Raw genomic sequence first — 15,056 nt, forward strand, 5'->3', positions numbered from 1 at the left:
TAAAGCCTCCTTTAATTTTTGTTTTCTATCGTAAGTGGTACAAAAGGTCTTCCCTCACCACTAAAGAACCTGCTGAATAATTCATAGAATTCCAGTCTCAAGACTTGGATCCCCACAATCAAGCCTTCCAGGGCAATAACAAGAATATTTCCTATAATCAAAACAAACAGGTTGCCAATTCCTTTTGCCATTTCCGCAAATATGAATACTACCATCAGCATCCCTGCATGGTTAAGTGCAAAAGCTCCTACTCTTACAAAGGAAATTGTATTGGTTACAAAACTTAACAATATATCAAACATTTCAAAGAAGGTCTCTACAAAAAACTCAGCTTTGTCTTCCGGAAACCACTCTTTTTTCTTATGTATCAGCCTTTCCAGGGGTTCCTTCATGAAAATGCAAAACAGCGGTAAAACAAAACAAAGCATTATAAATAGTGCCGACGCAAATGTTTTACCGGCTACAAAGAAGTAAATCGCTGAGGCAATAATTGCCCAGTAGAAGACAAATCCTGCCAGGCCGTTCTTATCGAATAACACTCTTGCTACTTCTTTTTCCTTGATTCCGTTAATAATATTCATCACCATTGCAAATGTAATAAATACCACACCAATGCCTACTGCAATAATCAAAATCGTATTGATATCTTCCATAGGTTTTAGCCATAATGCAGGTATCAGGTGCTCAAAACCGAATACACTTCCATAAAGCAAGCCAAATATCATTGAAGATATTCCTGCAAGTATTAATACATTGCCTAGGTCCATTCCCTTCTTTTTATAAATGAACCATCCTGCCACTGCCAACACCGCGCCCTGTCCCAAATCTCCAAACATCATTCCAAACATAAAGACATAGGTAATGGCTACAAAGGCAGTTGGATCAATCTCATTATAGGAGGGTAGCCCGTACATTCTAACCAATGACTCAAAAGGCTTGAATAACGTATGGTTTCTCAATTCGGTAGGTGGTTTGCTCTTTTTCACAATTTCCGGTTCTTCTACGATATAAGTTATACCTTCACTCTCATCCAACCGGGCAGTAAAGGATTTTAAGTGAATTTGCGGTATCCAGCCAACAATATAAAAGGATTCACGGGTATGGGCGGCATACTTACGGACGTTAAAGGCCTGATGCAAATATCTTACGGTATTATACGCCCTGATAAATTTATCTTTTTCTTTTTGGATATATTCATTGAGTCGATGGTTTGCGTCACGCAGCTGCTTCTCCAATTGCCGGATCTCTTTATCCATTTGTTCCAATGCCTGGGCAGGCGTACCGCTCACCCTTCCTGAAATTCTTATTCTTTCAAAGTAAAGGGAAGAAAAGACACTGTCGATTTTCTCTCGTGAAATTTCAGGGGTAAAGTAGATCCCCCAAACATAGTCGGTTTCATGTAATACCGGGATAAAAAATGCTTCTATATTTGCCAGGTACATTTCCAGCTTTTTGTAACTATCCCGCGGCAGCCGGCCGAAACGGAATTTTATAAACCGAAAATTAAAAAGTTTCTCCAATTCTACATCTACATCCTTCATGGGTTTCAACTGTTTTACAATCTGCCGGTCTTCGGATATTCTTTTCTCAATCTCCGCTTTCTTTTCCATAAAATCTTTAAGCTGTTCATTGATGGATGTGATATATTGCTCCAGCTGTTCTATGGAATCCTCACATCTTAATTTAGAATTGTACTCAAAAGAAAAATTGATGTATTCCATTGCTTCCTGTGCTTTTTTCATCAAATTTTCATAGGGATTATCTTCTAAATAGGGATAGAGTCCTTTTACATTATCAAGAATACTCATAGCATTTTCCAGGTGAATATTATTCTCTATAATATGGTCCATGACAAATTGGTCAAATTTATTTTTTGGTCCAACGATGTTGATGAATTTCATTTTTAATACAGCCATATCCGTCACCTCACTTTTCAATGCCCACTATATATTTCTTTACCTGCTCAGGTTTGAGCTGATACCTGATTCCTTCAATAATAGAAATAATATTGCGAATCTCTATCTCCTTTAAATGTAAATAAGCCATCAGCGAAGCAATGGAAAATTGATGATGCCTTAAAAACTTTCTATGCATTTTATACACATAATAGGTAAAGTTGTGTTCATAAAAATAGTCGCCGCTGCTTACCTCAAAAATTTCAGCATATTTTGTAGACTTTATAATTTTTATTACTTCCTCAGGATTGTTGGCTTCTACCATACTCATCAATTGCGATTTGCTGATTTTATACCTATAAGGGATAATATAACTATATATAATTTCCCTAGGTGTATTAAAATACCTTTTACACCTATAGATCCACAGTATATTTAAGATATCTGTTTCACTGCCAAAAGAATGCGAAATAATTTTACGATCCTGTCCTGACAAAAGCTTGTCTTTTTGTTTCCAGATATGAGAGAAAAAGTACATATCAAGACTCATTTCAATGCTGAATAAGTTTAAGTGCTGTGTATTAACGATGAAAGGGAATAGAATATCATAATAGACACTGCCTTTTAAATTCTGGATAAATTGCTGTATATTCTTTGATGCTGCAAGCTTTTCAATATCAATGGTATTATATTTTTTTAGAAAAATAATAGAATCCTGTGCAATCTGAATATTATGTTCTGTATTTAGCACTCTTAAGAGAATTTTAAGGTCTTCAATTTCATATCGTAAAAAAGCAAGCCTCAGAAACTCTTTTACATTTCCCTTGATGAATTTAAACAGCTTTGCATAATCATTTATCAGAGACTTTTTTAATACATTTTCCAGCTGCCCTCGATGGATAATATTTTCGTTGATTTCGTCCAGTGTAACCTTATAATAGGTATTGAATTTAAGGTATGCTGCTACATCCTGTACTGATTTTTTTCTGATTAATTCCTCATAATCCAGGGAAGTAAGCCTCCTTCCTAACATCACTTTAACCTTTGCTGTCAATCCGCTGTATTGATATATTGATAACAGCATAAGCTCACCACCCAATAATCCGGCTCATAAGCATTTTTTCCCATTCATCTCTTTTCTGTTTGGCGTATTTGTCCATAGCTTCTACCTGAAGTTTAGACTGAATCTCTATTTCCTTTACTTTTTGACGTGCTTCTTGTAATTCTTTCTCCCGGATTTGCTGGATTTTTCGTTCTGTTCTTTGTTGAATTTTCTCTTTCATTTCTAATATTTCCAGCTTTAAGCTTTCTTCTATTTTTTGTTGTTCCTGGTTTGCATCATCTACGATCTGCTGTGCTTTTTGTTCTATTTCAAGAATTTTTTTAATAATAGTATCCAAAAAAGCTCCCCCCAGTACCTTCAACATTATCTTAAATACAAGACGAGGGCATTGAAAATCCATATAATTTTTACCAAGTTCCCTCGTCCATAACAGTCATACCATATAAATATTAACTTGCACTATATTATATATTATATAAAAAATATGTAAATATGTCTACATTATTGCACTTTTACACTTTTACATAACATGCCACAATTTCTCCAAAATACAGCGTATGGTAGTCTTTATTGCCATACCACTTTTCATCGTATTCCAGGTCTAGATAGTCCGGCTGCATTTCCTGCTTGTATACAATTTTACATTCATAATGCAGGTTACACTGTTCAATTACAGGAGTATTGATTACTTTTCCGTCTACCGGCGTCAAGCCGAACTCCTTAAATTTGTCCATATCTCTGCCCGATCTGCTCCCACATAAGGCCAGTTCCTTCTTCAATCCATCAAAAGGTATGCTTACTGTAAATTCACTGCTCTTTTCAATGAGGCCATATGTAAACCTCGACTTTCTCACCGGGACTATAAAAATAGGTTTTCCCCACATATGACCTATCAATCCCCACCCAATTGTCATTGTATTTAACTTTTCTCCTTTTACAGTCAAAAATACACCACCGGAACTTAATTTTTGAGTTACTTCAGTCATATACTGGTCATACGGTACATCTTTAAACATTCACCATCGCTCCTCTCAATTTTCTCTCTATTTATATATTCTATATTATCCCAACATTATCCTTTTTTCAAACAAAAAAACTGGTATCACATCTGATACCAATTTTTTAAATCGACATTATGGTTTATTTTTAGAACCTGGATGATTTTGTTGCGAATTACTATTGCCACTGCTGCCAGGTTTCGTATCCTTATCGGCTTTATCTCCATTATTTGAATTCTGCGGCGGTCTATCTTTCTGCTTTCCCTGATCATCATTTTTCTTGTTCTCATTTTTGTTATCCTCATTTTTTTCTTTAGCCTTATCCTCATCTCCATCTTCCTGCTTACCTTTATCTATATCTTTATAAATGTCTTCCTGTATTTTACTTTCTTCCCCAACTTCAGAGGCATTATTCATATCCCCATTAATATTTTTTTGTATGTCAGCATTTACATGCCCAGATGACACGTCTGGTCTTTTAGACGTGTCATCTTTCTGCTCTGATTTTTTTTCAATTTGTTTCTTTACCTCTGGCTTTTGAATCTTTTTATCTTGAAAACTTTTTTGCTCCTTGCTGCCACTCCCGTTGTTTTTTTTAGTATTTTCTTCCTTACCTTTATCCAAATTTTTATCTTTGTCTTTATCTATATCTTTATCTACATCTTTACTTTTTTCTTTTTCTTTCTTTATATTCTCTATTATATCCTTTACCGATTTATCCTTCACTTCATCTATATTGGCAGCAGGTGAAACCTTTTGAAGCTGTTCCAGTAATAGAAGTTTACCAACAGAAATGTGCTCTTTTTTAGCTTGGACACGTTTTTGAATAGTAACACCTTCAACAGTTACATTAGCATTGATGTTGCTTTGTTTCAGCCCTGCCGCAGCATATTCCCGTACATAGCGGCCTATCTCCTGTGCCGCTTGAGGTTTTGGAGCGGATACAGTTATAAATATCTCATTATTATCATTATCCTTAAGATAGTTTGCCTCATGAGCTCCATTAATCAATTCCGAAATTGCATCATCAACTTTTTTATGCATAAAATGATAGTTATGGTTAATAATCTTTTTACCATCTTCATTTAAAGGCTGCACGTCCAGTACTCTTTCATAACGATTTAATATTATTTCAACGCTTGGATTGATATCCATGCTCACATAACTATATGGAGAATAATAGCTGTATAACCCCATGCCAATAACCAGTATGAAAACAGCCGCAACAGCCGCCATCCTTTGTATCATGGACGTATATCTAATGGTGGGCATAGCTTGTAAATCTATTTCCTGGCCAATTCTATAACCTTCCTTATACTTTAGTTTCTTGAAATTGCCCTTCCGGTCTACTACCACCATCTCCTTACCTTCTATCTCAACAATCACACCTGTCATAAAATCACCTCCAATTCACAAAGTCTCTGATGAACTCATACTCGCCTAACATAATCAGGACGCCGGCTACTATGTAATTCCGCCCCCGTTCTATCTTTTTTCTATTTATCCCCATCTGCTCACATATCTTTGCAATGGGTAAATATCTTTTGGTCGTTATCACTTCTACAACGCTTGCGTCACTTATAATATATTTTATAACATCCAGGTAAAGCCTTCTGGTCCCCTCCTGCTTTGGAGATGCCTGTGCTACATCAAAGAAATTAATACCCCAGTGTTTCAATTCCTGTTTAAGCTCCTCCAATTCTGCTCTCCTTGCTCTTTCTAACTCAAGCTGACTGTATTCCTGTATTGATTGTTTTAGGCTAAAATCATATTCTTCATCAGGATCATCCTTCCCGTAGGAACCTTCTATAGAAATTTCATGATTGAATTTTTTCTGTGCCCTGTAATAATCAATCAACCTTCTTCTTATTACCTGACTGGCAAAGGTTAAAAAGTTACCTTTCTTCTGGTCATAGCTCTTAATTGCTTCATGAAAAGCCAATAACCCTATACTTAATTCATCATCTCTTCCATATTCGACAAATTTACCTGTAGATTTTTGCACACAGGATGCAATAAATGGTTTATATTCTTCAATAAATGTATTGAGTTGATCGGGATCGTTTTTTATCGTTATCACTCTTAAGGCAATCGCTTTATCCATAGTTGCCCCCCTTTGTACCTAGTCACTTCTCAACTATGAATAAGTATATCATAAATTATTCACAATTTATATAATTATCGTATACTTAATCTATCATCTTCTATATAACTTTTAATGGTCCTTACAGGCAGCTTAAATTTTGTTGCCAGCTCCATCAAGCTGCAATTCGGGTGATTCATTAAATAGTCACGTATGAGGTTATAAGTAACATCGTACCCTGACTTACAGCGTGGACAAACACTGTAGCTGTGTGTATCATAAACATAGACACTTCCGCACTTACTGCAATTAGTCAATTTCCCCATGAGGCTACCCCCGTTTTTATTTAAATAGCTCTACATATATCAAAATTAAAATTATATGAAAATTCTCTACTATAATAGTATTCGTAATATTAGTTATAAGAACCGGGGTAATTTATAGCAAAAAATAAAACATCTTTACATAAAGTAAAGATGTTTTACTCACATATTTACATACGGAATTTTAAACAGGCCTTCTTTTTAATTTTTGCAATTCCATTGCATGTATTCCTGCTATTTCTGCAACTGCTTTTACATCCTCTTTAACTTCTTCCATATCTGCCTCAAGTTTAAGGTATATCCTGTTAACCATATCATCCAAACCTTTAATATTTTGCCTGGTCTCTTCAATAAAACTATCTAATTTTCTTTCGACCGAATCAACTCTTTTATCAATGGAATTAACAGTTTGTTTAATATCTTTTACTTCCTGCTTTAACCCTTTTACCTCATCCAAAAGCTGTCTCAACAATTCCTCCATGGTATGCCCTCCCTCTTTTTGTCTGAAGTCAATTTATAATAACTTTATTATATAATAAATCTACAATTTAGTACAAGCATACCAGAAAATTTATTTAAAAAATGTTAGCAGCAGGCGCTGTTGAGGTTTCTGCATAAGCAGATATTCCGTGTTCTCCGATATCGAGACCATTATGTTCTTCTTCTTCAGTCACCCTTATACCTGTTGTTGCTTTTAGTGCTCCAAATACAACCAGTCCCATAATTCCTGCAAAAGCAAGGGCTGCTGCAACGCCTAGAACTTGCACCCCTAGCAGCGCAGCTCCTCCACCGTATAATAACCCGCCTTCTTTAGCAAACAACCCAACCATGATTGTACCAAAGCTTCCACAAACACCGTGAACGGATATTGCACCCACTGGATCATCAATTTTTGCGATCCTATCAAAAAACTCTACTGCAAATATCATTAATATCCCTGCTGCACCGCCGATGATTAAAGCACCATTTGCGGTTACAGCTGCTGCTCCTGCAGTGATAGCGACCAGCCCTGCCAGACAGCCATTGAGTGTTAAGCTGACATCCGGCTTTCCATATCTAATCCAGCTAAACAGCATGCTTGTTATGGTAGCCGCTGCTCCTGCCAGCATGGTTGTTACTGCGATTGAAGCAATGGCAGGATTTGTACCCGCCAGAGTGCTACCCGGGTTAAATCCGAACCATCCAAACCATAATAGAAGAACGCCTAATGCTCCAAGCGGTATACTGTGCCCTGGAATTGCATGGACCTTTCCATCGGGAGAATATTTTCCTACTCTGGCTCCAACCATCCACGCACCTATTAATGCCGACATACCTCCCACAGCATGCACTACGGTTGACCCTGCAAAATCTATAAAACCTAATTTTTGAAGCCATCCGCCACCCCAGATCCAATGACCTATGATTGGATAGGTTACGGCACAGATAAAAATACAGAACAGTAAATATGCATTAAACTTTGTACGTTCAGCCATCGCTCCCGAAACAATAGTGGCACATGTTGCTGCGAATACTGCCTGGAAGAACCAAAAAGCATCCAAAGGAATTCCAAAATCAAATAACTCCCGCTGTGTAAGTGCAAAACCCTTTGAACCGATAAAACCTGCAATATCAGGACCAAACATTAGCGCAAAACCTATCAAATAATAAACTACAACACCAATACAAACAGTCATAAAGTTTTTCATAATTATATTCACTGTATTTTTTGATTGTGTAAATCCTGCTTCAACACACGTGAAGCCTGCATGCATAATAAACACCAGAAAAGCCGCTACAAGTGTCCATACAGTATTTATGGCAACAGCGTTGCTCTCCGGGGTAGGTCCATCAGCAGCATAAACTGCAAAGGGAACTAAAATAATCATAAGACTTAAAATAAACACTAATAGTTTTCTTTTCATCATTGTTCTTAACATCTTTGCCGCCTCCTTAAAATTTTTACTCCTTAAATTTTTTATATTTTAAAATTGACAAATAAAAAAGACGCCATCCATTAAAGAGATCATTCTCTTCAACGAAGCGTCTTCACTTCAGTATAAATATTACATCATCGCAATAATTAACTTATCTTTATTATAGACTAAAAACAAAAAATTTGCAAGAAATTTTTTATAATTTCATAATGCATTTTCATTTCGTTCCCATGTCCTTATTCTCACTACCGTTTCAACAGGATAGACAAAGATTTTTCCATCCCGGGTCTTTGACAGTTGCAACTTTTCAAACAGTGCTCGAAGCCTTGAAAATAGCACATTTTTGTGTCAAATTTGATTTTCTAAAAATGCGTACTTTCTAGTGATTTTATTATTTTAATCTTAATTTTCAAATCATATCTGCCGATTTATTAAATGACAGCAAATGCAGCATTAGCAAGGATTTTAAAAAAGTACGCAAATTTTTTATTTAATCAAAAGCCTGAAACCCTTTAATATCAAGCCTTATCAGGCTTTTTGTATTCGCCAAGTGTCAAACTCGGGATTATAGACTAAAAACAAAAAATTTGCAAGAAATTTTTTATAATTTCATAATGCATTTTCATTTCGTTCCCATGTCCTTATTCTCACTACCGTTTCAACAGGATAGACAAAGATTTTTCCATCCCCGATTTCTCCTGTTTTTGCTTTTTCACAGATAAGGTCGATCACCTGTTCTACCTGTTCGTCTAATAATACTATCTCTATCTTTACTTTAGGCAGGAGATCAATTTTTATCTCTTGCCCCCTATACATCTCAATTTTACCGTGCTGCATACCACATCCTGCTACCTGTGATACCGTCATGCCGTATATCCCAAAGACTTTTAATGCGCTCTTTACCTCGTCCAGTTTCTCAGGCCTAATAATTGCTTCAATTTTTTTCATATTGACCTCCTAAAAATACCCCCGCTGCTATGACCATCAGGACAAAACTAACCTGGTCCATTATTCTCTTATCAAATTCAACCTTAAAAATTGCCTGCACCAAGCCTATACCTATTAAAATAAAGGCAATTATAATAATGATTGTGTTGTTTTGGTTTTATCATTTAATTTCATTTGTATATCTCCTATTCTCTTTATAGATATAATCTTACAAACGATTTTTTATGCCTTCATATACTTTTTTATTAAAAGGTGTTTCTATATTTAATTCCTGTCCCATTCTCACAATTGTGCCATTAAATATTTCCAGTTCATTTTTTCTCCCTTTTTCAATATCTCTTTGGAGGGAAGAGGATGCATCATAATCCATTCCCAATGCAAGCTTCATGGACCGCCCCACAATATCATCAGGAAGCGGCACTCCTTTTTTCCGGGCTATCTGTTCCACTTCTGTCATCATTCCTCTTAACATTTCTATATTTTGAGGATCTTTGATGATAGGTCCTATCGTTGTATTATAATAAGCTGTTATTCCAGCATAAGCACAGATGAAAAGATATTTAGACCATATGGCTGTATCTATATCTCTCTGAAGATTAGACTTTATCCCGGCGCCTTTAAAGATTTCATCAATATATTCTAATTCTTCAACCTGCTCCTGGATACCTCCAAAGAAAAGCTTGCAGTTGCCTCCATCCTGTTTAACAGTGCCGGGTTTTTCTATATAAGATACGATATATGCACAGCCGTTTAGTATCTTTCCTTTGCCCAAATTTCTCCGTAGGAGAACATCGTTCTCAACACCGTTCAGAAGAGGCAATACATAGGTATTCCCAGATACAATAGGTTTTAAACTTTGAGCTGTCTCTTCCAGGTCATAGCTTTTAGTACAGAGAATAACCATATCGACTGTCCCAATCTCTTCTGGTTTATCTGTTGCAAGCTTTGGCCTGCAGGTGTAAGTCCCGTCTACTGCATCCAATATTAAACCGTTTTCTTTTATTTTTGCAAGATGTCCCCCCCTTGCTATAAAATATACTTCATGCTGACCGCCTCTCTCATATGCGTACGCCAGCTTACCACCATAATACCCGCCTACTCCACCGATACCTGCTATAGCAATTTTCATACCATTCACCTCTTTTATTATACCATAATATGTCTAAATATACGGAAAAATTAATAAAAAAACAAATGACCTTAGACGCAAGTTTACAGGCTCTTAGCCTTGGAACTCCTGTTATTGGAATAATATGCTTCAAAAATATTAAATGCACCCTATTGGATTTGTGGTCTTGAAACTTTTGTTCTATATTCGGCAATTAATAAGTCAACCATTCTGCCATAACTGTATATGCCGTCCCTTTGCAAATTTGCTTTAAGGTATGCGTCATTTATGGAGGAAGATACATTTTCAACCGGTCCCTCATACTGCTTCCAAAACTCTCTGATTGCGGATAAATCTCGTATGACACCTTTACTATACTTTGTACGCAACCGGTTATATTGCTCACGGTCATAATCATACAATGTATTCATGGTATGAATTAATGCCAGAAGAGTTCCGGAGTATTGAAAATCAACATCCGGATGCATGCTACACGTAAGGTAGGCGATATAATTTGCTTCATCTTCTCTGGCAAATCCACGTTGATGAGCCATCTCATGTGTTGTTGTACTGGGTATCGATGAATCCGGTATCGCTATATTTACGTTCGCCTCCGCAGTAAATGGAAAGTATACTCCTTCTATCCCTGTGTAACACATAGCTTTTGAAAAGATGACACCCTTTGGTCGTCCATATCTGCCACCTAGTTCCGGGTATAATTTTGCCGCATTCTCATAACCTTTATAAGCACGTTTTAATGCATCCCCAATACCATTAGGAAGATACATCACACCCTCTTTATTTTCACTAACTTTACTGCGTAATTCATTTGCACGTCCTATAATATTTTCACATACTTCAGCCAGTTCCTTAACAGAAGTCGGGCGCACATCAAGATTGGCAATACTGGAAAACGGCAAACGGTTATAATTTAATCCCCAAAGAATAACAAAGCCAAAATAAATTATACTTGCAAATGCAAGTATATTTATAAAAAAATTTAAGACAATATGCCACTTTCTTGATTTTTCTTTTAACATTCTTATGATTATCCGGATTAAATTCCATAGGATAAAAAGTACAAGAAATATAATTGTGAACTCGGCAAGAGAAAATGGTAAAAGAGCGGTAATAAGGCTTAGAACCTGCCCAATTATTTTAAAAATACCATTGGAATACACTTTCTCGGTCAAAGCAGGTGCAGATGACGAGAGAAAAAATAATAATAGCCCAACAGGCAAAAATATAACGTACATTAGTTTTTTAAACTGATTGACAGTTTTCATACGATTATTCCAACTTTCATCCATATGTTTTATCTGGATGATTAACATCATGTATTCTATGTTTTGCCGTCGGTTTATGCCGGAATCCGTGCCGGGATAAGCCTAAAATCACCATCCATAGTGATTTTCCGACTGCAACATTCCATACATGATGCTCCTCACCCGTGCTGGTCTTATGGAATTTCTAAAACTCACAATTTGAAGCTGTCATCATATTGACCGCCACGACCGGCCTCTACAGGTCACAAATAATGATGAAACTGCTAAACCGGACTTTTTTTAGTGGTTTTTGTTTTGCTCCAACTGTCCACTCCCCACTATTTTCATGTTAATTCCTCAAACTGTGTATAGGCGCTGGAATTCTTCCGCCTCTTTTTATAAATTCTTCACTGCTGTATTCGTTTACCCTCATTACCGGGCCGGAACCTAGCAATCCTCCAAATTCAACTACATCCCCGATGTCTTTCCCCGGAGCAGGAATAATTCTTACCGCCGTTGTCTTGTTGTTTACCACTCCTATAGCCGCTTCATCGGCAATAATAGCGGATATAGTTGCTGCGCTTGTATTCCCTGGTACTACAATCATATCCAATCCTACCGAACATACACAGGTCATGGCTTCAAGCTTTTCAATAGATAAAGCACCTTTTGCTACCGCATCTATCATACCTGCATCTTCACTCACCGGAATAAATGCACCGCTTAACCCCCCTACATAAGAAGACGCCATGATGCCTCCTTTTTTTACCGCATCATTCAGAAGCGCCAGTGCAGCAGTGGTACCATGGGCACCACACTTTTCAAGGCCCATTTCTTCCAGGATGTGAGCTACACTGTCTCCTATTGCGGGAGTAGGGGCAAGGGATAGGTCCACTATGCCAAAAGATACTCCCAATCTCTTTGAAGCTTCTCGAGCTACCAGCTGGCCCATTCTTGTAATCTTAAAGGCTGTTTTCTTAACTGTCTCAGCCACCGTACCAAAATCAGCGCCTCTTACCTTCTCCAGTGCACTCTTTACTGCTCCGGGACCGCTGACGCCAACATTGATTACGCACTCCGGTTCACCTACACCGTGGAAGGCTCCCGCCATAAATGGGTTGTCTTCCGGGACATTTGCAAATACAACCAACTTGGCGCACCCAAGTCCTCCATCATCAGCGGTAAGCTCTGCAGTCTGCTTAATAACCTCCCCCATTTCCCTGACTGCATCCATGTTAATGCCGGCTTTGGTGGTTGCGACATTTACAGAAGAACATACTTTTTTAGTTGTACTCAGCGCCAAGGGGATAGACCTAATTAGTTTTCGGTCTCCTACGGTATACCCTTTATGCACCAGCGCAGAAAATCCGCCAATAAAATTAACACCTACTATATCAGCTGCTTTATCTAGAGTTTCTGCAAATTTTACATAGTCTTCTTCATCACAGCTTTCTGCTATTAGGGAAATAGGAGTAACAGAAATCCTTTTGTTGATGATAGGAATGCCATATTCCTTTTCAATATCCTGTCCAACTTTTACAAGGTTTGCAGCAAGCCGTGTAATCTTATTGTAAATCTTTTCCCGGGCAATCCTCCCGTCCGAATGGCAGCAGTCCCTAAGGGATATACCCATGGTAATGGTCCTGATATCGAGGTTTTCCTCCTGTATCATTTTTATTGTTTCTATGACTTCAAATGGACTGATCATTCTTATCCCCCTTTATATACGGTGCATAGAATTAAAGATATCTTCATGTTGTATTTTTATGGAAAGTCCAAGTTCCTGTCCTTTTTTCTCCAACTGTTCTGATAAATTTGAAAAATCAACACATGCTTTAGATATATCCACCAGCATAATCATTGTAAACATATCCTGCATGATGGTCTGCGAGATATCCAGTATATTTACATTACAGTTTGCCAATATGCCGCTAACCGCTGCAATAATTCCTACCTTGTCTTTTCCTATTACAGTAATTACCGCTCTCATAATAGACCTCCTTAAATTTTTTCATATCTTTGTATTATATCATACATTTTTTATAACTGCTATATAGTATTTTCATAAAAAACTTTTCATTTCTGTTTTTCTAAAATAATGTATATATCCTCAATCAGCACATCAATTAATGCCTCCTGATACCCCGCATCCCCCTGTTCTTTCAAGCATTGGCCCAATTGTCTTAACTGTTCATCCTGTATATTTTCCAGTTTTTTTATACTGCATGCGCTAATCTTTTTATTAGAACGGACGGCTTCATAATCTTTCGGATGATAGCGCCATAATATTAATTGACTTCCATATCTTTTTTTTAGCTTATCCGCTATTAATAGCCCTTCCGGATCAAAGTCGCCTGAATAATAGATGGTCGTCCCTTGTTTTGCCAGCATATCCAATAATACAAGAGAAGCAAGTTTTACCTGTCCATAGGTACATATTAATGGAGGGTACATACAGGAGAGTTGGTCTAATACCGTTGAAAAAACAGCAGGGTTTTCAAAGACAAATACTTTTCCTATTGGACTGGTGATAGCATCAAGCTTGCTTAGATTGGCCAGTGATACCTGCATAGGTTCTCCAATCGTATAGTATCCTTCCCACCCCGGATGGATTTGTCCGCCTATATATCCTTTTAATCCGCAGCAAACAGTATAGTTTGAGATTTCGTCCACAAGTATTCCCGCTTTATAAAACAATTCTGCTTTTTCTTCTGCATTTTGAGGTTTGACTGCATTAAAGCGGTACATGATTGCATACTGAAGTAATTGACCACATTCGGTTCCTTCATCAAATATATGAGGATTTTTACTAATTTCAGAAGCAAACATTGCGAGGCGTTTTTTCTGGTCAGTTAGACAGGGCAGGTTGTTTAGAGCTATACAAACAATATGGATATCCTCCTTTAATCTATTCTCATCCATATCATACCTTTTTATGAAGGTTATATAAGCATTTTCCCTGGTTTGAAGGACATGCCGTACCCAGTCCCCGGCAAGTGTACCTTCAAACGCATCTATTATTTTTTTAAAGAAATCCTCCCGGCGCTGCTTATAGATATTGGCCTTTTCTTTATTCGAAACAAGCTCCTCATGAAAGTATTCTTTTAGTATATCTTCCAGGTTCAATCCGGCAAATCGGGTTTTGTCCAATGCCTTTTCAAAGTTTTCCACTTTTATGCTCGCCGATTTTTGTTTTGTATAATCCTTTTTAAGGAAGCCGGTTAAGGCTTCCTGTTCCTGCACGGATAAACCGGTTAATACAATTGTCCCGCCTATTGCTCCCAGTGATTTATACTTTTCTTTCATTTTTTCAAAAACTCTTTTAAATCCCCTGTTATTTTTAAAATAAAGCACGCATTGTCTAAGCAAATCAGTCTCATTCATCCAAAACACTCCATTAATATGCACTGTCCGATTCTTATAATGAGCGCAGTTTAAAATTCAATATTTCCATGAT

Annotated in this window: 15 protein-coding genes; all 15 read right to left on the reverse strand. The window is 37.1% G+C overall.

The features are described 5' to 3' along the window. Nucleotides 1-11 precede the first annotated feature (11 nt). The 15 genes from CIB29_RS08330 to CIB29_RS08400 all read right to left on the reverse strand — a co-directional run bounded on the left by CIB29_RS08330 (nucleotide 12) and on the right by CIB29_RS08400 (nucleotide 14,983). Nucleotides 12-1,916 carry a V-type ATP synthase subunit I gene (locus tag CIB29_RS08330; RefSeq protein WP_094548652.1) on the reverse strand — a complete coding sequence of 635 codons (1,905 nt, stop codon included), beginning with the start codon at nucleotides 1,914-1,916 and terminating at the stop codon, nucleotides 12-14. A gap of 10 nt (nucleotides 1,917-1,926) precedes the next feature. Next, nucleotides 1,927-2,979: a V-type ATPase subunit gene (locus CIB29_RS08335; RefSeq protein WP_094548654.1), complete on the reverse strand. Its 1,053-nt coding sequence runs from the start codon at nucleotides 2,977-2,979 to the stop codon at nucleotides 1,927-1,929. Between the two features lie 4 nt (nucleotides 2,980-2,983). Then, the gene (locus CIB29_RS08340; RefSeq protein ID WP_094548656.1) at nucleotides 2,984-3,295 is read right to left on the reverse strand and encodes a hypothetical protein; all 312 of its coding nucleotides are present in this window, start codon (nucleotides 3,293-3,295) and stop codon (nucleotides 2,984-2,986) included. Between the two features lie 175 nt (nucleotides 3,296-3,470). Beyond that, complete coding sequence (locus CIB29_RS08345; RefSeq protein WP_094548658.1) at nucleotides 3,471-3,974, reverse strand: flavin reductase family protein; 504 nt, start codon at nucleotides 3,972-3,974, stop codon at nucleotides 3,471-3,473. A gap of 117 nt (nucleotides 3,975-4,091) precedes the next feature. After that, a complete protein-coding gene (locus CIB29_RS08350) occupies nucleotides 4,092-5,351 on the reverse strand; it encodes an anti-sigma factor domain-containing protein (RefSeq protein ID WP_094548660.1) in 1,260 nt (419 codons plus the stop codon). A gap of 4 nt (nucleotides 5,352-5,355) precedes the next feature. Continuing rightward, entirely contained in the window at nucleotides 5,356-6,060 is a 705-nt protein-coding gene (gene sigI, locus CIB29_RS08355; RefSeq protein ID WP_094548662.1) for an RNA polymerase sigma-I factor, read from the reverse strand. A 74-nt stretch (nucleotides 6,061-6,134) separates the two neighbouring features. Continuing rightward, complete coding sequence (locus CIB29_RS18525; protein WP_157910251.1) at nucleotides 6,135-6,365, reverse strand: hypothetical protein; 231 nt, start codon at nucleotides 6,363-6,365, stop codon at nucleotides 6,135-6,137. 181 nt (nucleotides 6,366-6,546) lie between these two features. Next, on the reverse strand, nucleotides 6,547-6,843 hold the full coding sequence (locus CIB29_RS08360) for a hypothetical protein (protein WP_094548664.1): 297 nt from the start codon (nucleotides 6,841-6,843) through the stop codon (nucleotides 6,547-6,549). Nucleotides 6,844-6,937: 94 nt separating this feature from the next. Continuing rightward, nucleotides 6,938-8,281 (reverse strand): ammonium transporter, encoded by a 1,344-nt coding sequence (locus CIB29_RS08365; RefSeq protein WP_242965120.1) that lies wholly within the window; start codon nucleotides 8,279-8,281, stop codon nucleotides 6,938-6,940. 606 nt (nucleotides 8,282-8,887) lie between these two features. Beyond that, nucleotides 8,888-9,226, reverse strand: coding sequence for a P-II family nitrogen regulator (locus CIB29_RS08375; protein WP_094548668.1), 339 nt, complete (start codon nucleotides 9,224-9,226; stop codon nucleotides 8,888-8,890). 208 nt (nucleotides 9,227-9,434) lie between these two features. Beyond that, the gene (locus CIB29_RS08380; RefSeq protein ID WP_094548670.1) at nucleotides 9,435-10,355 is read right to left on the reverse strand and encodes a ketopantoate reductase family protein; all 921 of its coding nucleotides are present in this window, start codon (nucleotides 10,353-10,355) and stop codon (nucleotides 9,435-9,437) included. Nucleotides 10,356-10,504: 149 nt separating this feature from the next. Then, nucleotides 10,505-11,671 carry a DUF3810 domain-containing protein gene (locus tag CIB29_RS08385; protein ID WP_242965121.1) on the reverse strand — a complete coding sequence of 389 codons (1,167 nt, stop codon included), beginning with the start codon at nucleotides 11,669-11,671 and terminating at the stop codon, nucleotides 10,505-10,507. 277 nt (nucleotides 11,672-11,948) lie between these two features. Next, nucleotides 11,949-13,307 carry a PFL family protein gene (locus CIB29_RS08390; RefSeq protein WP_094548672.1) on the reverse strand — a complete coding sequence of 453 codons (1,359 nt, stop codon included), beginning with the start codon at nucleotides 13,305-13,307 and terminating at the stop codon, nucleotides 11,949-11,951. 12 nt (nucleotides 13,308-13,319) lie between these two features. Continuing rightward, nucleotides 13,320-13,589: an ACT domain-containing protein gene (locus CIB29_RS08395; RefSeq protein ID WP_094548674.1), complete on the reverse strand. Its 270-nt coding sequence runs from the start codon at nucleotides 13,587-13,589 to the stop codon at nucleotides 13,320-13,322. An 86-nt stretch (nucleotides 13,590-13,675) separates the two neighbouring features. Then, nucleotides 13,676-14,983, reverse strand: coding sequence for a TIGR02679 family protein (locus CIB29_RS08400; protein WP_094548676.1), 1,308 nt, complete (start codon nucleotides 14,981-14,983; stop codon nucleotides 13,676-13,678). Nucleotides 14,984-15,056 lie beyond the last annotated feature (73 nt).

The organism is Petroclostridium xylanilyticum, from assembly GCF_002252565.1.
GTDB lineage: Bacteria > Bacillota > Clostridia > SK-Y3 > SK-Y3 > Petroclostridium > Petroclostridium xylanilyticum.